This window comes from Brachybacterium kimchii (genome assembly GCF_023373525.1).
In the GTDB taxonomy this organism is placed as follows: domain Bacteria; phylum Actinomycetota; class Actinomycetes; order Actinomycetales; family Dermabacteraceae; genus Brachybacterium; species Brachybacterium kimchii.
On record NZ_CP097218.1, the window covers coordinates 2,946,450 to 2,964,171 of the forward strand.

Annotated in this window: 15 protein-coding genes; 6 read left to right on the top strand and 9 right to left on the bottom strand. The window is 71.6% G+C overall.

Annotated elements, in window-relative coordinates:
* Positions 1-17 precede the first annotated feature (17 nt).
* Positions 18-941 (bottom strand): NADP-dependent oxidoreductase, encoded by a 924-nt coding sequence (locus M4486_RS13480; RefSeq protein WP_249477761.1) that lies wholly within the window; start codon positions 939-941, stop codon positions 18-20.
* A gap of 367 nt (positions 942-1,308) precedes the next feature.
* Between M4486_RS13480 and M4486_RS13485 the strand changes: the two genes are divergently transcribed.
* Positions 1,309-3,810, top strand: a complete 2,502-nt coding sequence (locus M4486_RS13485; RefSeq protein WP_249477762.1) for a glycoside hydrolase family 84 protein — start codon at positions 1,309-1,311, stop codon at positions 3,808-3,810.
* Between the two features lie 39 nt (positions 3,811-3,849).
* On the opposite strand, the gene M4486_RS13490 is transcribed toward M4486_RS13485, so the two are convergent.
* Positions 3,850-4,707: a glycerophosphodiester phosphodiesterase gene (locus M4486_RS13490; protein WP_249477763.1), complete on the bottom strand. Its 858-nt coding sequence runs from the start codon at positions 4,705-4,707 to the stop codon at positions 3,850-3,852.
* 145 nt (positions 4,708-4,852) lie between these two features.
* Complete coding sequence (locus tag M4486_RS13495) at positions 4,853-6,544, bottom strand: hypothetical protein (protein ID WP_249477764.1); 1,692 nt, start codon at positions 6,542-6,544, stop codon at positions 4,853-4,855.
* Between the two features lie 137 nt (positions 6,545-6,681).
* On the opposite strand from M4486_RS13495, the gene M4486_RS13500 reads away from it, so the two are divergent.
* From M4486_RS13500 to M4486_RS13515, 4 genes are all read left to right on the top strand, one after another.
* Positions 6,682-7,164: a VOC family protein gene (locus M4486_RS13500; protein ID WP_249477765.1), complete on the top strand. Its 483-nt coding sequence runs from the start codon at positions 6,682-6,684 to the stop codon at positions 7,162-7,164.
* A 31-nt stretch (positions 7,165-7,195) separates the two neighbouring features.
* On the top strand, positions 7,196-7,417 hold the full coding sequence (locus M4486_RS13505) for a hypothetical protein (RefSeq protein WP_249477766.1): 222 nt from the start codon (positions 7,196-7,198) through the stop codon (positions 7,415-7,417).
* A gap of 123 nt (positions 7,418-7,540) precedes the next feature.
* Positions 7,541-8,605, top strand: a complete 1,065-nt coding sequence (locus tag M4486_RS13510; RefSeq protein ID WP_249477767.1) for an LLM class flavin-dependent oxidoreductase — start codon at positions 7,541-7,543, stop codon at positions 8,603-8,605.
* Positions 8,606-8,715: 110 nt separating this feature from the next.
* Complete coding sequence (locus M4486_RS13515) at positions 8,716-10,434, top strand: right-handed parallel beta-helix repeat-containing protein (RefSeq protein WP_249477768.1); 1,719 nt, start codon at positions 8,716-8,718, stop codon at positions 10,432-10,434.
* A gap of 95 nt (positions 10,435-10,529) precedes the next feature.
* Here M4486_RS13515 and M4486_RS13520 read toward each other — a convergent pair whose 3' ends face one another.
* The 6 genes from M4486_RS13520 to M4486_RS13545 form a co-directional block, all read right to left on the bottom strand.
* Positions 10,530-12,029, bottom strand: coding sequence for a sulfatase family protein (locus tag M4486_RS13520; RefSeq protein WP_249477769.1), 1,500 nt, complete (start codon positions 12,027-12,029; stop codon positions 10,530-10,532).
* Positions 12,030-12,187: 158 nt separating this feature from the next.
* Positions 12,188-13,111, bottom strand: coding sequence for a carbohydrate ABC transporter permease (locus tag M4486_RS13525; RefSeq protein WP_249477770.1), 924 nt, complete (start codon positions 13,109-13,111; stop codon positions 12,188-12,190).
* Positions 13,108-14,040 (bottom strand): carbohydrate ABC transporter permease, encoded by a 933-nt coding sequence (locus M4486_RS13530; protein WP_249477771.1) that lies wholly within the window; start codon positions 14,038-14,040, stop codon positions 13,108-13,110. Before M4486_RS13530 ends, M4486_RS13525 begins: the two co-directional genes overlap by 4 nt.
* A 43-nt stretch (positions 14,041-14,083) precedes the next feature.
* Positions 14,084-15,388, bottom strand: coding sequence for an extracellular solute-binding protein (locus M4486_RS13535; RefSeq protein WP_249477772.1), 1,305 nt, complete (start codon positions 15,386-15,388; stop codon positions 14,084-14,086).
* Between the two features lie 111 nt (positions 15,389-15,499).
* Positions 15,500-16,669 carry an ROK family transcriptional regulator gene (locus tag M4486_RS13540; protein WP_249477773.1) on the bottom strand — a complete coding sequence of 390 codons (1,170 nt, stop codon included), beginning with the start codon at positions 16,667-16,669 and terminating at the stop codon, positions 15,500-15,502.
* Positions 16,670-16,767: 98 nt separating this feature from the next.
* The gene (locus M4486_RS13545) at positions 16,768-17,061 is read right to left on the bottom strand and encodes a DUF1905 domain-containing protein (RefSeq protein WP_249477774.1); all 294 of its coding nucleotides are present in this window, start codon (positions 17,059-17,061) and stop codon (positions 16,768-16,770) included.
* A gap of 131 nt (positions 17,062-17,192) precedes the next feature.
* Between M4486_RS13545 and M4486_RS13550 the strand changes: the two genes are divergently transcribed.
* Positions 17,193-17,675 carry a pyridoxamine 5'-phosphate oxidase family protein gene (locus M4486_RS13550; RefSeq protein WP_249477775.1) on the top strand — a complete coding sequence of 161 codons (483 nt, stop codon included), beginning with the start codon at positions 17,193-17,195 and terminating at the stop codon, positions 17,673-17,675.
* Positions 17,676-17,722: the final 47 nt, after the last annotated feature.

Below are 17,722 nucleotides of genomic sequence, written 5' to 3' on the forward strand. Positions count from 1 at the left end.
GGCTCAGCGGGGCCCGCTCACTCGCTGACGCGGACCACGATCTTGCCGCTGGTGTGGCCGTCCATGTTGGCGCGGAAGGCGTCGGCCGCCTGCTCGAGCGGGAACGCGCGGGCGACGTCGACGCGCAGCTTGCCGGTGTCGACCATGTCGGCGAGGACGGCGAGGTCCTCGGCGTCGGGCCGCACCCACATGTAGGTGCCTCCGGACTCCGCGACCGAGCCGTCGGCGATCGAGGCGTGCCGACCGCCGTCCGCGAGCACGTCGAGGGTCGCCTCCAGGACCCCGCCCACGTAGTCGACCACGACGTCCACGCCGTCGGGCGCGAGCTCGCGCACGCGGTCGGCGAGGCCCTCGCCGTAGGTCACGGGCTCGGCGCCCAGGGAGCGCAGTCGGTCGTGGTTCGGCTCGGAGGCGGTGCCGATGACGCGCGCGCCGAGGGCCACGGCGATCTGGACGGCGAAGCTGCCGACGCCGCCGTTCGCGCCGTGGACCAGCACGGTCGTGCCCTCGGCGACGCCCATGCGGGTGAGGGACTGGTAGGCGGTGAGGCCGGCGAGGGGCAGGGCGGCCGCCTGCTCCCAGTCGAGCGCCGCGGGCTTGCGGGCGAGGGTGCGCACGGGCACCGTCATCTGCTCGGCGAAGGAGCCCTGCTCGACCCAGTCCTTGCGGCCGTAGGCCATGACCTCGTCGCCCTCGACGACCTCGGTGACGTCCAGCCCCACGGCCTCGACGACGCCCACGACGTCCCAGCCGGGGATCGCGGGGAACTCGATGTTCATGAGCGGGTCGAGGCCGCCGGCCACGATTTTCCAGTCCACCGGGTTCACACCGGCGGCGCGGACGGCGAGGCGCACCTCGCCGGGGCCGACCTTGGGGGTCTCGACCTCGCTGACCTCGAGGACGTCAGGGTCTCCGTACGCGCTGTAAGTGATGGCCTTCATGTCCATTGCGAACGCGCGCGGCGGGGGTGCGTATTCCGAGGGGCGGGCGGCGCGGCGGGACGTCGTCGAGCTCGGCTCGGGATCTTGTTAGGGTGCCAGGGCGAATGTGCCGTGGGTCACCGTGGCCCCGGGCGCGACCGCGTGCTTCGAGGATCCGAGCGGGCCGACCAGTCCCTCGCCCCCTCGCGCGGACCCACGGGAGGGTCGCTTCGGTCAGGTTCCGTGCCCGATCGACCGCATTCCGGCGCAGATCCTGGCCGACCGCCCCTCCCGCTCCTGCCCGCCGCTCTCCGTCCGACACCCCCGACCGGACTCCACCCCGACCGCCATTCCTGCCCCCACTCCGGAAGGCCCTGCTGTGAATCCTTTGACCCCTGATCAGCGCCCCACCAGCTCGCCCCGTCCCACCGACTCGACCGGCCCGGCCAGCACTCCGCGCGCCACGGGGCCCCGTTCCGACCTCACCCGTCGCCGGGCGCTCGGTCTCGCGGCGGCGGCCGGCGGCGGGGTCGTCGCCGCGTCGGCTGCCGCACCGGCCCTCGCCGCGGGGACCGCAGCAGGCGGCGGCACCCCCGGCCCCGCCACCCCCGCGAAGGAGCTGCCTCCCGTGCACCCCGTCCCCCAGAAGGTGACCGTGTTCGACGGGAACGTATCGCTCGCCGGGAAGGTCAGCGTGATCGTCGGCAAGGACACCGACGACTCCGCGCTCGCGGCCCTGCGCGAGGTGCTCGAGGACGCCGGTGCGTCCATCTCCCTCATCACCGCCACCAGTGAGAAGACCACGGCGCAGGGAACCCGCATCCACCTGGGCACCTCCGAGGACAACCCGACCCTCGCTCCGAACCTGGAGGCGCTCGGCGCGAAGGGGGCCGATGATCTCGAGGCCGAGGGGTACGTGCTCGCCGCGGGCCGCTCGAAGAGTGCGCTCGTGGTGCTCGCCGGCCGCGATGCCGCCGGCTCCTTCTACGCCGTGCAGACCCTGCGCCTGCTGCTCGCGGGCACGAGCCGTCTGCGCCAGGTCGAGGTGCGGGACTGGCCGCTGATGCAGATCCGCGGATCCATCGAGGGCTTCTACGGGATCCCGTGGTCGCACCAGGCGCGCCTGGACCACTTCCCGTTCTACGGGCGCCGCAAGCTCAACACCTACATCTACACGCCCAAGGACGACCTGCTGCTGCGCTCGAAGTGGCGCGACCTGTACGAGGGCGAGGCGCTGGAGGACATGGCGGAGCTCGTCGAGACCGCCACGAAGAACCACGTGCACTTCACCTATGCCCTCTCCCCCGGCAACGACATCACCTACGGCAGCGACGCGGACTTCGCGGCCACCGTGAAGAAGTTCGACCAGGTGCGGGATCTGGGCGTGACCAGCTTCTACATCGCCCTGGACGACATCCCCACCGAATTGGGCGAGGAGGACGCCGCGCAGTTCGACTCGCTCGCCGCCGCGCAGGCGCACTACCTGAACCGTCTGCAGGACGAGTACGTGAAGGCCAACGACCTCGAGCCGCTGCAGACCGTCCCCACGGAGTACTGGGGCTCGGGCCCCTCGGACTACAAGACGGCGTTCGGCACCGGGATCGACCCAGACATCCGCGTGCAGTGGACGGGCGAGGGAGTGTTCTCCCCGCAGGTCACCGTGGATTCGGCGAGCAAGGCCGAGGAGTCCTACCACTCCGAGCACCTGTACGTGTGGGACAACTTCCCCGTCAACGACGGGCGCCGGGACCGCATCTTCCTGAACCCGCTCGAGGGTCGCGCGGACACCCTGCACGAGCACTTCGACGGCTTCACGTCGAACCCGATGATCGAGCCCTACGCCTCGCTGCCGGCGCTCGCGAACTACGCCGACTACTGCTGGAACCCGCCCGCGTACGAGGCAGAGGACTCCTTCGCCGACGCCCTCGACGAGCTCGCCGGCGACGACCGGCAGGTGCGCCGGGCGCTCGACGTCTTCGTCGACCTCAACGTCAACTGGCCCTACCGGGACGGCTCGCCGAAGGCCCCCGCGCTCGCGGCCGACGTCGAGGCCTACCGGAAGGCCTACGAGGCCGGCACCCAGGGCGGGCGCGCGGATCTGCGCACGCGGCTGAACCGGATCACGGAGCTGCCGCGGGCCCTCGAGGCGATGGCCTCGCAGGGCTTCGTCGACGACACGAAGTCGTGGATGACCGCCGCGTCCCAGTGGGCACAGGGCATCAAGGAGCAGGACCGCATGCTCACCGCCCTCGAGGAGGGTGGGCTGAAGAAGGCGTCGAGGGCCGCGGCGAGCGCGAAGGCCAACTTCCGCGCGGCGACCGCTGCGACCGTCCCCGACCAGGGCGACGACGGGGTGTACGAGGAGGACCAGATCACCCCGAGCGTGGGCGACGGCGTGTTCGAGGTGTTCATCGCCTGGGCGTGGGCGCAGCTGCGCGACGTGCTGCCCGACGACCCGTCCCTGCCGTTCGTCGGGCTCCCCGCCACGGCGAGCACGACCCTGGACCAGTACCAGGACCACGCCCCGGCGCTCATGGTCGACGGCGACGAGTCCACGATGTTCTGGTCCTCGCGCGCCCCGAAGAAGGGCGACACGATCACCCTCGAGCTCACGAACCCGTCCGACCTGCGCTTCGTGCAGCTGAAGATGGCGAAGTCCGACGAGACCGCGGGCGACCAGGTCTACGCGGGGGTCGTCGAGGCCTCCGCCGACCAGGAGACCTGGACGAAGATCGGCACGCTCGCGGGCGACCCCGTGTTCACGAAGGAGCTCGCCCAGCCCGTACGCGCCGGATGGGTGCGCGTGACCGTGACCGGGAAGAACCCGGGCGGAAAGTGGGTGCAGGTGCGCGAGTTCGCCGTCTCCGACGAGGTGCCGAGCGGCGGCTGAGCACGGCCGGTCAGCCGGGCGGCGACCGGGCCCGGCCGGTCAGCCGACCGGCTGGGCCCGGCCGTCGCGCTCGCGGACGACCCAGCCGGGGTCGTCGGTCGTGATCGAGGCGACGCCCGCGGCGAGCGCGGCGTCGAGGTGCTCGGGCGTGTTCACGGTCCACACGTGCAGGCTCGCGCCGCTCGCGGCCCAGGCGCGGTCGGCGTCGCCGTCCTCGAGGGTCTGGATCCACACGCTCACGCGCTCGGCGCGCAGCTCGGCGAGCACCTGCATCACCTCGTCGTCGACCCCGGCGGCGAGCAGGCCGATCGGGATCTCCGGTGCGGTCTCGCGCACGGTGCGCAGCGCCTCGGGGTGGAAGGAGATGATCACCGCGGGCGGGGTGCCGTCGGGCAGAGGCATCGGCTGCGCCCCGAAGCGCTCGCGCAGGGCGAGGGCGGTCGCGCGGGCGGCAGCCGGGGCCTTGACCTCGACGACCGCGCCGACGGGTCGGCCCGCGCCGCCCCCGCACGCGTCGAGGAAGTCGTCGAGCGAGGGGATGCGCTCGCCGCCGCCGAGCTCGACGGTGTCCAGCTGGGCGCGGGTGAGGTCGGCGATGTCGCCGCCGCACAGGGGCCCGTGCGGGGAGGCGGTGCGGTCGATGCTGGAGTCGTGCATGACGACGAGGTGGCCGTCGGCGCTGAGGTGGACGTCGCATTCGAGGGCGTCGGCCCCGTCGCGGACGGCGCGGCCGAAGGAGGCGAGGGTGTTCTCGGGGGCGCCGACGGGGGCTCCGCGGTGGCCGATGACGGCCGGGCGGGGCGAGGCGACCGGGGTGGACAGGGAGGCGGACGAGGAGGAGGCGGTTCGTGCGGAGGCGGAACGGGCGAGGGACATGCGCTCCATGACGGAATCCATGTCTTCATCCTGTGCGCGATCGCCCCGTGCGACGACGGCGCGCGAGCCGTGATGCCGAAGTGTTCGCCCGATGTTCCCCGCACGGAGTCCGGCCGTCAGCGCATGTTCGCCGGGGCCGCGCGGCACGCCGCGGACGACGGCCCGGTCACCAGCCGTCGACGGTCGCGTAGCCGGGGGCGCCGAAGATGCCGGGAGTCTCGTCGACGTCCTGCGACCACTTCAGGTGCTTCGGCTGGTCGGACGGCAGCGTGCCGTCCTGGTGATCGGCGAGATCGAGATGCAGCACCACGCGGGCCTGCAGCCGGTCGTCCCAGAGCTCGGTGTCCGCATCGTCCGCAGAGCCGGAGGCCGCAGGTTCCGGGGCGCCGATCCCGGCGAGGTCGGCCGTGGCCGTCGCGCGCGCCTCCGTGCTGTCCTCTTCGTCCGCCGCGACCTTCAGCGGGACGGTCTTCTCGCCGGTCGTGAGCTCCGCGTCCCGGATCTCGACGCGGGTCACGTACTTCGCGCGGTGTGCGCCCTCGGGACGGAAGGCGATGACCCGCGGGCGCCCGTCGTCGGTGTCCAGCACCTGGTCGTCGCTGTTGGCGAGGGAGGAGACAGCGGCTCGGAACTCGACGGGCATGGTGTCGTGCCTCGTGCGTCCGCCGAGGTCGAGCGTGCCGTCGACCCCGAGGACCATCCCGGCGGGCAGGGTGTCGCCGTACGGGTCGATGATCGGGAAGAAGTCCTGCTGGTCCGCGGGGACCGTCGTCGAGGACAGCGCCTCGTCGCTGCGGAAGGCGGCGTCGTGGTCCCCGTCGGAGACCGTGACGACGACGGGCTCGTCCTCGGGGACGGCCACGAGGCGAACGGTCGTGCCCGCAGGGCTGTCCTCGTCGGTCGTCGGCGGGGCGTCGCTGCTGAGCCGGTCGAACACCTCGTCCGCGGTCACCGTGGTCTCGGGGAGGTCGCCGAGGCCCTGGGCCTTCTCGTCGCCGACGGCGAGGGAGGCCGTGAGCGTGCCGTCCTCCGCGCCGCCCAGCGCGCCCTCGGTGCCTACGGGCATGAGCGTGGCGAGGGTTGCATCGTCGGACTCCCCCTCGCCCGACCCGCCCCCGCCGGTCACGCCCTTCGACCGGGTGTTGATGATGGTGACCGCCATGAGCCGCGTGCCGGGCGCGGGGTCGTAGGGCTCCGCGGCGTAGCCGGCGTCGCGGACATCCTGGAAGACGACGAGGACCTCGCGGCCGGCGAGGCCGAGGACGCGGCGGCCGCTGTCGCCCGCTGTGTCGAGGGTGCACAGGGCGCTGTCGGTGAGCATGCAGCCGCCGTAGGTCGAGCGGTCGTCGGCCGTCTGGGGGCGCGCTGGGACCTCGACGGATTCGCCCGCGGCGAGCTCGGTGCCGCGCGGCGGGCCGATCGAGACCGTGAGATCGGGCTCCGAGCCGTCGGCCGCGCGCAGCTCGCCGACGCTGCGCGGGTCGACGTCGCGGAAGCTGCCGTCGCCGCCGAGAGTCAGCGCGACCTTGCCGCTGCGCTGGTAGAAGGACGTGATCGGCGCCTGCTGCCAGATCGTCGCGCTGTGGCCGGCGCGGCGGGTGGGCCCGCAGACGACGTCGTCCTGGACCGCGCCGCCCTCGAGATGGAAGTAGCAGGCGGCGTCGGCGGGGATGTTCGCGCGCACCGCCCCCTCGGTGAGGCTCTCGCGCCACGCGTCCCCGATGGTGCGCAGGTCATCGGCAGGGCGCAGCAGCGCCGCATGGCTGAAGGTCCATTCGGAGGGCTCGGGGACGGAGCATCCGGTGAGGACCAGCAGCAGGGCGGTCGCCGCGGCCGCTGCACATCGTCGAGCGTGCATGTCCCCTCCTCCCGCGTCGCCCGGCCCGCGCACACATGCAACGGGCCCTGCCCTCTCCCCGCCCAGAGTAACGGGGGTCACATCCGGGTGATACTGTCCGGCACCGGCTCCGCACTCCATCCCGAAGGACACCCGTCATGGCCTCTCCCGCGTTCGCCCCGTACATCAGCTTCCCCGGCACGGCCGACGAGGCCTTCCGCTTCTACGCCGACGTGTTCGGCGGCGAGCTGCAGATCTCCCACTACGGCGCCTTCCCGACCGAGGGCTTCCCCTTCCAGCCTCCGCAGGACGCGGTCGCGCACGCGGAGCTGCACGGGGGTCGCATCACGCTCACGGGCGGCGACGCCGTGGGCCCCGACCAGCCCGAGGTCGCCTCGGACGTGTACTCCTTCCTCATCGGACTGGAGACCACGGCGGAGGCGAACACGCTCATCGACGCCCTGGTCAGCGGCGGCGGGCGCGTCGCGATGCCCTTCGCCCTCGCCCCGTGGGGCGACCACTACGGGCAGGTCACGGATCGCTTCGGCGTGCTCTGGGCGTTCGTCGTGCCCGGTGAGCACGGCCCCGGAGCGTCCGGGGCCGACGGCGCGGGCACGGAATCGGGCGCGGAATCCGCGTGACCTGACCGCGGGGCGGACGTACCGTGCCGCCATGGGCAGACCCGAGGGGTTCGAGTACGTCGAGCGCGGCGAGGACGTGGTGATCCTCCACCGCGGCAGGCCGGCCGCCACCCTGCGCGGCCGGCGCGCCGCCGACTTCCTCGAGGACGCCGGAGCCGGGGATGCGCAGGAGCTCATGGCGCGACTGACCGGGAACTACCGGCGCGGCAACGAGCGGGCGGCGAAGCGGCATCCGCGCAACGCGGGCCGATAGCAGCGGCCATCGCGGCAGCAGGCGCCGTCAAGGGGCGCCGTCGGAGGACGGGTCGCGCACCCCGTGACGCAACCGCTGCTGCTGTCGTGGAATATTCAATGACCCGATAGGGTTGGTCCCACTATGCGAGCCTTCGGATTCCTGAGCTTCGGCCACTACGGCAGCGCCGTGGGCGCTCCCGGCGTCGACGCGCGTCAGATGCTGCACGACGCCGTCGACATCTCCGTGGGCGCGGACGAGCTGGGCGTGAACGGCGCCTACTTCCGCGTCCACCACTTCGCCCGGCAGTCGGCCTCGCCGATGCCGCTGCTCGCGGCCGCCGCGGCGCGCACCGAGCGCATCGAGCTCGGCACGGGCGTGATCGACATGCGCTACGAGAACCCCCTCTACCTGGCCGAGGAGGCCGCGGCGCTCGATCTGCTGGCCGACGGCCGCGTGGCCCTCGGCGTCTCCCGCGGGAGCCCCGAGCCGGCCGACCGCGGCTGGGAGGCGTTCGGATACCACGGCTCGACCGACCCGCGCGGCGCCGACCTCGCCCGGGAGAAGTTCGAGCTGTTCCTGCGCGCCGTGCGCGGGGAGCCCATGGCCCGCGCCGCCGAGAACGGATATATGTCGAGCGCCGCGCCCGGGGCGGGACTGCGCATCGAACCGCACTCCCCCGACCTCGCCGACCACATCTGGTGGGGCGCGGGAAGCCGCGAGAGCGCCGAGAACGTGGGCCGCACGGGACTGAACCTCATGAGCTCGACCCTGCTCACCGAGGCGACCGGCGAGTCCTTCGGCGACCTCCAGGCCGAGCAGATCGACCGCTTCCGCGCCGCCTACCGGGAGGCCGGCCACACCGGGCGCCCGCGCGTCTCCGTCTCGCGCAGCGTGTTCCCGATCGTGGACGAGCAGGATCGGATGCTGTTCGGCATGCGCCCGGGCGAGGGCGCCGACCAGATCGGCATCATCGACGGCATGCGCTCGACCTTCGGCCGCACCTTCACCGGCGAGCCCGATCAGCTGATCGAGCAGCTCAGGGCCGACGCCGCCGTGCAGAGCGCCGACACCCTCATGCTCACGATCCCCTCGCAGGCCGGCGTCGACCTGAACCTGCACATCCTCGAGTCCTTCGCGCAGCACGTCGCGCCGGCGCTCGGCTGGAAGCCGAACACGGAAGGGCCCGTGGAGGGCGATCCCGTCTGACCAGAGACCGCCCCGAAAGCGTCAAGATTGTTGACACTCCTCCTCGCGCATGGTGAGGTGACACACACCGCGTTCCCGCGGTCGTCCCTGGACCCGCTCGAGGAGGAGCCATGCCCCAGTCCCGACGCAGCAGATGGATGGTCGGCGCCCTGACCCTGGTCGCCGCCGCCGCGCTCGCGGCCCCCGCCCAGGCCGCATCCCACGACACCCGCCCCGCCCCCGCCGCGCAGCAGTCGTCTGCACAGCTCCCGTCAGCACAGCTCACGGCGGCTCAGCTCTCGTCGGCCGCACCGGCGCACGGGTCCGTGGGCCCCCGCGCGGGCGACCGCGGGGTACCCGGCACCACGGCCTGGGAGCACTCCCGCCGCGACCACCGCTCCACCGGCCGCGCCTCCCGCACCATCCACGTCGACTGCTCGGCCGCCTCGAACGGCGACGGCAGCGCCCGCGCCCCACTGAACTCGCTCGAGGCCGCCGGCGCCAGGAAGCTCTCCGCCGGGGACCACCTGCTCCTGCGCCGCGGGACGACCTGCGAGGGGACCCTGACCCTCACCGGGCGCGGGACGACGAGGGCCCCGATCGTCGTCGGCGCCTACGGCCACGGCACGGCCCGCGCGCACGTCGAGGGCGCAGGGGCCGCATCGGCCGTCCACCTGCAGAACATGGAGCACGTCGTCCTGCAGGACCTCGAGGTCACGAACGCCGCCGACCCGGGCACCGCGCGCCGCGGCGTGCTCGTCTCCCTCGCCGACACGGGGACACGGAGCGGGTTCGAGATCCGCAACCTCGACATCCACGACGTCCTCGGCGACGACGCGAAGGGCCCCGACGGCTCGCAGGGCCTCGCGTTCCGCGTCACCGGGAGCACGCCGTCCGCCTTCGACGACGTCCGCATCCACGACAACTCGATCCGTCACGTCGACCGGCAGGCGATGGTCGTCGTGCTCTCGGACTTCAGCTGCCGCCCCGAGGTCGACTGCACGGAGGCCGAGGACTGGACCCCGTCGACCCGCGTGAAGATCGAGCGGAACCTCATCGAGGACGCGGGCGGCGACGGCATCATCGCGAACACCACGACGGGCGCCCTGCTGCAGGACAACGTGGTGCGCGGGTTCAACGTGCGCTCGAAGCAGTACAACGCCGGGCTCTGGACCTTCAACTCCGATGACGCGCTCGCCCAGTACAACGAGGCCTCGGGCGGGAAGGGCCACCTGGACGGCATGGCCTACGACATCGACGGCGCGACGGTCGACAACACGTTCCAGTACAACTACAGCCACGACAACGAGGGCGGCTTCTTCCTGCTGTGCACCCACACGGACAGGCAGCGCGGCTCCCTCGTCCAGTACAACGTCTCCCAGGACGACCAGTACCGGGGGATCGAGAACTGCGCCGGTGAGATCGAGTCGGCCCTGATCCGCCACAACACCATCTCCGTGGGCGAGGGCGTCACCCAGACCCTGGTCAACGAGAACACCGACTCGCTGCGGAACGTGCGCTTCGAGGGGAACATCGTCTCCGCGCGCGAGGGAGGGAGCATCGACATGAATCTGGCTCCCACCACCGGCTATACCTTCACGGGCAACGTCCTGCACGCGGTCGTCGGCGCCCCGGAGGATCCGACGGGCAGCACCGAGGACCCGCGGCTGTGCGCCCCGGGGACGGCCGAGGACGCCTCCGACGTCGCCCGCGCGTACCGGGTCGACCGGCGCTCGCCCGCCCGCGGGCTCGCGCCGTCGGTCGAGCGGGGCCTGCGCGACTACAGCGGCGAGCGTGTGGACCATCGTGCGCCCACGGCGGGCGCGCTCGAGTCACCGCGCCGCTGCTGAGCACCGCCTGAGCTGCGCGCCGCGAGGGCGGGCACGCAGGAACGGGGCCGATCGGGAGACATCCCGGTCGGCCCCGTTCTGCGGCGCCGCGCCGATCAGTGCCGCGGCAGGGCGGGGCCCCAGTCCGGGCGCGGCGTGGACGGCCCCGTGTAGGGATGGTCCTCGTACCGCTCCTGGAGCCGCGCGAGCTCTGCCTGCATCCGTGCGAGCTCCTCGGCGTAGCCCGGATCGTGGGCGACGTTGTGCAGCTCCGCGGGGTCGGAGCGCAGGTCGTACAGCTCGAACTCCTCGGCGAGGCGGTCCTCCGAGGATCCCGGGGCGCCCATGCCGTCGCCGTAGTAGTCGATGAACAGGAAGTCGTGGGTGCGCACCCCATAGTGCGCCGGGGCGTTGTGGTCCACGTCCAGGTGCTCCCAGTAGCGGTAGTACATCGACTGCGGCCAGTCCGGGGGCGTCTCGCCGCCCATCACCGGCAGCAGGCTCCTCCCCTGCTGCCTGGGCATCGCGGTCCGCGCATCGATCCCGGCGGCGTCGAGGATGGTCGCCGCGAAGTCGACGTTGGTGCCGATGTCCTCGCAGACGGAGCCGGCGGGGATCCGCTGCGGCCAGCGCACGAGCACGGGCATCCGCAGGGACTCGCGGAACATCAGCCGCTTGTCGTACCAGCCGTGGTCGCCGAGGAAGAACCCCTGGTCAGAGGTGTAGATGACCAGAGTGTCGTCCGCGACGCCCAGCTCGTCGAGCTCGTCGAGGACCCGCCCCACCCCGTCGTCGATCGCCTGCACGGTCTGCAGATAGTCCCGCATGTACCGCTGGTACTTCCACCGGGTGCGCTCGACGCGCGCGTCCTCGCCGCGCAGCTCCTCGGGGACCTCCTCCTTGATGTCCGCCTCGGTGAGATGGTCGGCGATCGTCATGTGGAGGTCCCGGATCACCTCGGAGCGGCCCTCCTGGTCGTCGAAGAGCGTCTCGGGCTCGGGGATCGACCCGACGGGATACAGGTCGCCGTGGCGCTCGTGAGGGACCCACGGGCGGTGCGGCGCCTTGTGGTGGACGAGCAGGCAGAACGGGTCCTCCGGCCGCTCCTCCCGGACGCCTCGCAGCCAGTCCAGGCTCATGTCGGTCACGAGATCCGTCGCGTAGCCCTCGACCGTCTCCTCCCCGTCCGGCCCGATCATGACGGGATCGCGGTACTCGCCCTGGTTGGGGAAGATGCGCCAGTCGTCGAAGCCGCGCGGCCTCGACTGCTCGCTGAGCCCGAGGTGCCACTTCCCGAACAGACCGGTCGCGTAGCCGCTGTCGCGGAGGACCTCCGGGAAGGTCGGGAGGCGATGGTCGATCTCCGTGTAGATCGTGGCGACGCCGTTGATGTGGCTGTAGGTGCCCGTGAGGATCGAGGCGCGCGACGGCGTGCAGATGGAGTTCGTGCAGAACACGTCGTCCATGCGCACCCCCTCCTGGGCGATCCGGTCCAGGCAGGGGGTGCTGTTCAGCCCGGCGCCGTACGCGGAGATCGCGTGCGCGGCGTGGTCGTCGGACATGATGAACACGATGTTCGGGCGTCGGTCGGTCCGGTCAGCGGGTCGCTGTGCCATGGGCACCGCGCACCTCCTTCGTCTGCGCCTGCGGGAGCAACGGGGCCGCGCGGCGCGTGCGCGGCCCCGGGATGATGTGCGCGGCTGCGCCCTGCGGCCTCACAGCGGTCGCACGGGCCGGGACGGATCGGGTCGGGTCGGGTCGGGTCGGCCCGGGATCAGCCCTTCACGGCGCCGCTGACCATGCTGTCCGCCATGCGGGTCTGCACCAGGGCGAACAGGATGATCACGGGGACGGCGATGAGGGTCGAGCCCGCCATCACGCCCGCCCAGTCGGTGTCGCGCAGCCCCTGCTGGAAGGACTGCAGCCAGATCGGGAGGGTCACCGCCGAGTTCTTCGAGAGGATGATCAGCGCGAGCGTGTACTCGTTCCACGAATGCAGGAAGGAGAAGACGCTCGTCGACACCAGGCCCGGGGCCAGCAGCGGGAGGGTCACCCGGATGAAGGCGCCCACGCGGGAGCAGCCGTCGATCATCGCGGCCTGCTCGAGATCGGCGGGGATGCCGTCGACGAATCCGCGCATCATCCAGATCACGAAGGGCAGGACCCCGCCGATGTAGAGGAGGGACAGGCCCGCCACGGAGTTCAGCAGGCTCCAGGCGTCGAGCATCCGGTACTGCGAGATGAACAGCGCCTCCGCGGGGATCATCTGCACGACGAGGATCGCGATGATCAGCGCCTTGCGGCCCAGGAAGCGGAAGCGGGAGATCGCGAGCGCCGCGAGGAACGAGGCCGTGGTCGTCACGACCACGGTCACGAGCGCCGTCGCGAGGGACATGCCCATGGCCGACCAGAAGGCGCTGTCGTGCAGCACGCTCGCATACGCCTCGAACCGCGGGTGGAGCGGGAGCACGTGCGGCGGGCTCGAGAGCAGGTCGCTCTCGCTCTGCAGCGAGGAGTTCACCATCCAGTAGACGGGGATCAGCCACACGAGCGCCGAGACGACGAGGATCGCGTCGACCACGATGCGGCGGCGCGAGCGCCGGCTCGTGCGGCGGCGGGCGCCGTCGCGGACGACGGGCGCGGCCGCCCCTGCGGGGCTCCCGGCATCCGCGCGCGCGTTCAGGGATGTGGTGGTCATGCCGGGTCCTCCTGCGTGAAGAGCATGCGGATGTACGCCGCGGTCATGATCAGCGTGAGCAGCAGGATCACCATCGCCAGGGCCGAGGCGACCCCGTAGTCGCCCTGGGAGATGCCCACCTGGAACACGTAGGTGCCCAGGAGGTTCGTCTGCGTGGTCACGCCGCCGGAGGCCTGGAGCACGTGGATGTGGGTGAACACGCGGAGGTCCCAGATGACCTGGAGGACGCCCATGAGCATGACCACGGGCAGGATGATCGGCAGGATCACGTAGCGCAGTCGCGACAGGTAGGTCGCGCCGTCCAGCTGCGAGGCCTCGAGGAGGGATTCGTCGACCTGCGTGAGGGAGGCGAAGATCGTGATCGTCACCAGCGGTGTCGAGACCCAGATGATCACGAGCGAGGCGATGAGGAAGAAGGTCCATGGGCTGTCGGCCAGCCAGGAGAACCCCTCGAACCCGTCGAGGCCGATGCCCGTGAGCACGTGGTTGACGAGACCGAAGTTCGGGTCGACGAGCCACTGCCAGACCGTGAGGGCCGCCAGCAGCGGCATCGCCCACACGATCACCAGGGACACGCTCATGAAGGTGCGCCCCACGCTCGAGGCGGCGCGCATCATCAGGGCGAAGGCCAGTCCGATGCCCATCGTCCAGCCGGCGGTCCAGACGCAGAAGAGCACGGAGCGCCCGAGGACCGTCCAGAAGTACGGATCACTGAGGATCTTCGCGTAGTTCGCGAGGCCCACCCATGCGGGCGGCTGGCCGAACTGCTGGGCGAGTCCGAACTCCTGGAACGACATGATGACCTGCCGCACCAGCGGATAGCCCAGGGCGATGACCACCAGCAGCACCGCGGGGAGCAGCAGGAGCAGGGGGGCGAGGCGGTGGGCGAGGACGCCGCGGGGCCGCCGCGGCCGGACGATGGTCGTCATCGGACGAGGACCTCCTGTGGGGGACGGACGGTGCCGGGGCGGCTCACTTGTCGTTGAGGACGTCGTCGAGCTGGCCGCTGAACTCGTCCGCGGTGCTCTTCACGTCCTTGCCCTGGGCGATCTTCGTGTAGAAGTCCCGCACGATGTTGTCCCCCATCGCGACGCCCCACTGGGGGGTGTTGGGCGTCAGCTTGGAGGCCTCGACGATCTCCGGAGAGATCTTCCCGAACGCTCCGGGGATCTTGTCCCCGTAGTCGATGTTCCCGGGCACCCAGCCGTCCTGGGCCAGATGGTTCTGGAAGTCCTCGGCGAAGATGAGCTTGAGCGCCTCGCGGGCGAGCTCGGGGTTCTGGGCGTTCTGGGCGATCGAGATGTTGGATCCGCCGGCGAAGGTCGCGCCGATCTCGCCTTCGTGGAGACCGGGCAGGGCCATGACCCCGACCTTGTCCGCATCCCACAGCTTCTTGTCGATCTTCGTGCCGATGTTCCCGGTCGCGATCAGCATCCCGACCTTCTCGTCGTTGAAGTACTTCTCGAACGACTTCTGCGCGGCCGCGGAGTCGAGGGCGTACGCGGTGCCGTCGGAGAAGATCTCGGAGATCGTCTCGAGCGCGGAGACGGAGGCGTCCCCGGCGATCTCGGAGGTCCAGGACTCGCCGGACCCGCTCGCGTACTCGCCGCCCGCGGCGAAGAGCAGGGACTCGACGCCGTGGATGTCGACGGCGGCGAGGTAGATGCCGGAGAAGCCCTTCGTGTCGGCCGGATTGGCGTCGCCGAGGTCGATCGCGGCCTTCTTCAGCTCATCGATCGTGGTGGGCACGTCGATGCCGGCCTTCTTCATGAGGTCCTTGCGGTAGAACAGGCCGCGCGCGCCGGCGTACAGCGGCACCGCGTAGTTCTTGCCGTCGACCGCGCCCGCGTCCACGAAGCTCTGGATCAGCTTGTCGCCGCCCAGATCGGGGAGCAGATCGGAGATGTCGGCGAAGGCGCCCACCGTGGTGAAGGTGTTGGACTGGGTGTTGCCGGTCTCCACGAGGTCGGGGCTCTCGGACTTCGAGGCCAGAGAGGTCTGCAGCTTGGAGACGATGCCGTCCCACGGCTGCACCTCCACGGACAGCGTGTTGCCGGGGAACTTCTTCGCGAAGGCGTCGACGAGGGCCTTCGTCGACTCGTCGGAGATCGAGCCCTCCATGAACCAGACCCGGACGGTCTGATCGGTGATCTCCGAGGGGTCGCGGTCGGACGAGCCGGAGCTCGAATCCGAGTTGCCGCATGCGGCGAGACCGAACAGGGTCGCGCCGGCTGCGGAGGCGGCGAGGACGTGACGGCGGCTGAGGCTGGACTCCATTGTCGTGCTCCTGGATCACGAGGGACTGCCACGCGGGAGCGGGCATGCCAGGAGTATGCGATCACCTCTCGCATACTGTCAACTATCGTGACACTCTCGTGATGATGGGGGTCAGGCGGCCGTGCCCAGCGCCTCCTCGACGGTCCGTTCCCGCACCTCGGGGTCCCAGCGCAGGCTCCCCAATCCGGCCTCGAGCACGGCGGCGGCGCCGCGCGAGGCCCGGGCCCCCACGATCTCCAGGCTGTCGCCCGCCATCGGCAGTGCGCGCTCGCGCACCTCCTCCGCGATGGTCTCGAGCACGAGGTCCTCGGCGGGCAGGAGATCGCCGCCGATCACGACCATGCCGGGGCCCAGCAGATTGCAGATGCCGGCGAGGGCCGTTCCCACCGCGCGGGCTGCGGCGACCACCGCGTCCCGCGCTTCTCCCCCGCCGCGCGCCGCGGCCTCGTACAGATCCTGGGCTCCGGCCTCGGGCCCGAGGATCCGCTGCGCCGACGCGGCGAGGACGCGTGATCCGGCGTACTGCATCAGGCATCCCCGTGACCCGCACTCGCAGGGCAGCCCGTCCCTGTCGATGCTCAGGTGGCCGAACTCGCCGGCGCCGCCGCGCACCCCGGGGATGATCACCCCGTCCACGACGTGCCCCAGGGAGATGCCCCGCGAGAGATGGACGTAGACGAGGTCCTCGGCGGCTCGCTCCGAGCGATGGATCCTCTCCGTGAGCGCGAGCAGCCTCGCCGTGTTCTCGACGCTCACGGAGGTCCCGAGCGCACGCTCGAGCTCGACCTTGGGATTCACTCCGGACCACTGCCGCGAGGCGAGCCCGCCGAGGACCTCGCCGGTGCGGCGGTCGCTCTGCGTGTTGACGGCGAGGTGGACCGCACGCAGCTGCGCATCGGGGGCGGCGCTCCTCATCGTCTCCGCGATCCCCTCGACGGCGAGCGCGAGCCGCTCCGCTCCCCCCGTCTCCGCGTCGATGGCGGTGGTGCGCTGGGCGAGCAGGCTGCCGTCGAAGGTCCCCACGCCGACGGAGACGGAGCCCGACGCCATGACCACCGACCCGGCGACGCCGAAGTCCCGGGTCAGGCGGACGGCGTCCTTGAGGGTGAGCCTGTCCTCCGCCCTCACGGGCACCTCGACCAGCCCGGCGGACTCGAGTCCCTGCACGGCGTTCGAGATGGCGGTGCGCGAGACGCCCAGGGTCCTCGCCAGCGCGGCACGGTGGTCCGGCCCGTTCTGCACGATCTCGCTCAGCATGCGCGCCGGAGTCGTGTTCAGCATCGATGCACCTCTCGGAAGGGTCCGGGACGCTGGCATCGTAGCCGCAGCGGGGCGATGGCGGGACGGGCGCTCGAGGCTCCTCGGGCACCCGGAGCCGCTCAGTCCCGCACCTCCAGGTGCAGCTCGACGTGCACGTCGTCCCCGACGCCCACGCCCGTCGCCCGCTGCACGGCGACCTTCACGGGCACGAGGTAGGCCCCCTCGCGCGGGAACAGCGAGGTCGTGAACTCGATGCCCTCGATGCGCGCGGTCACCGGGATCGCGCCCCACCCGTAGGTGACCAGCGAGGCGACCTCGGCGATCGCGTCGGACTCGTCCTCGGGCACGCGCGCGAAGACGAACGGCGCGGGGCCGCGCCAGGAGATCGTCGTGGTGTCGAAGGAGAGGTCCACGGGGCAAGCATGCGCCCTCTCCCCGTCGGCCGTCCTGTCCTCCGTCGGATCGGGCGCGTAGTGTCGCGAGCCCGGTGGACGCATCGTCCGCCCGCGCTCACCGAGCGCACCGAGCGATCGAAGGAGAAGACATGCCGCATCCCGAGGAGCTCACCCAGGACAGGACCGTCGAGATCATGCGGGAGCAGCGCTTCGTCATGCTCTCCACGGTGCTCGACGGCAAGATCGTCTCCCATCCCATGACGCCCATGCGCGTCGAGGACGACGCGAGCGTGTGGTTCTTCGTCGGCCGCAGCGGCGAGCAGGGCACCGCCCTGCAGGGGAACCCGCAGGTCAACCTCGCGTTCGCGGAGACGGGCAGCTGGCTGTCCGTGGCCGGCGCCGCCGAGTTCGTCGATGACCGGGCCAAGGTCGAGGAGCTGTGGGACGACCAGCTGGAGGCCTACTTCCCGCAGGGCGCCGACGATCCCGACCTGGGGCTCGTGAAGGTCCGCGGCGAGTCCGCGCAGTACTGGGGAATCCCCGGACCGCGCCCGGTCGCCGCCGCGAAGATGCTGGTCGCGAAGCTCAGCGGGGACGAGGGCCCCGGCGTCTCCGGCAAGACGGAGCTCTGAGCGCGCAGGCGCACGGAGCTGGCGTCCGGGAGAGCCGGCCGAACGGG

Excerpts from the sequence above, each read along its gene's own strand:
- M4486_RS13480 (WP_249477761.1), bottom strand. The coding sequence starts at position 941 with ATGAAGGCCATCACTTACAGCGCGTACGGAGACCCTGACGTCCTCGAG.
- M4486_RS13490 (WP_249477763.1), bottom strand. The coding sequence starts at position 4,707 with ATGGATTCCGTCATGGAGCGCATGTCCCTCGCCCGTTCCGCCTCCGCA.
- M4486_RS13495 (WP_249477764.1), bottom strand. The coding sequence starts at position 6,544 with ATGCACGCTCGACGATGTGCAGCGGCCGCGGCGACCGCCCTGCTGCTG.
- M4486_RS13500 (WP_249477765.1), top strand. The coding sequence starts at position 6,682 with ATGGCCTCTCCCGCGTTCGCCCCGTACATCAGCTTCCCCGGCACGGCC.
- M4486_RS13505 (WP_249477766.1), top strand. The coding sequence starts at position 7,196 with ATGGGCAGACCCGAGGGGTTCGAGTACGTCGAGCGCGGCGAGGACGTG.
- M4486_RS13510 (WP_249477767.1), top strand. The coding sequence starts at position 7,541 with ATGCGAGCCTTCGGATTCCTGAGCTTCGGCCACTACGGCAGCGCCGTG.
- M4486_RS13515 (WP_249477768.1), top strand. The coding sequence starts at position 8,716 with ATGCCCCAGTCCCGACGCAGCAGATGGATGGTCGGCGCCCTGACCCTG.
- M4486_RS13520 (WP_249477769.1), bottom strand. The coding sequence starts at position 12,029 with ATGGCACAGCGACCCGCTGACCGGACCGACCGACGCCCGAACATCGTG.
- M4486_RS13525 (WP_249477770.1), bottom strand. The coding sequence starts at position 13,111 with ATGACCACCACATCCCTGAACGCGCGCGCGGATGCCGGGAGCCCCGCA.
- M4486_RS13530 (WP_249477771.1), bottom strand. The coding sequence starts at position 14,040 with ATGACGACCATCGTCCGGCCGCGGCGGCCCCGCGGCGTCCTCGCCCAC.
- M4486_RS13535 (WP_249477772.1), bottom strand. The coding sequence starts at position 15,388 with ATGGAGTCCAGCCTCAGCCGCCGTCACGTCCTCGCCGCCTCCGCAGCC.
- M4486_RS13540 (WP_249477773.1), bottom strand. The coding sequence starts at position 16,669 with ATGCTGAACACGACTCCGGCGCGCATGCTGAGCGAGATCGTGCAGAAC.
- M4486_RS13550 (WP_249477775.1), top strand. The coding sequence starts at position 17,193 with ATGCCGCATCCCGAGGAGCTCACCCAGGACAGGACCGTCGAGATCATG.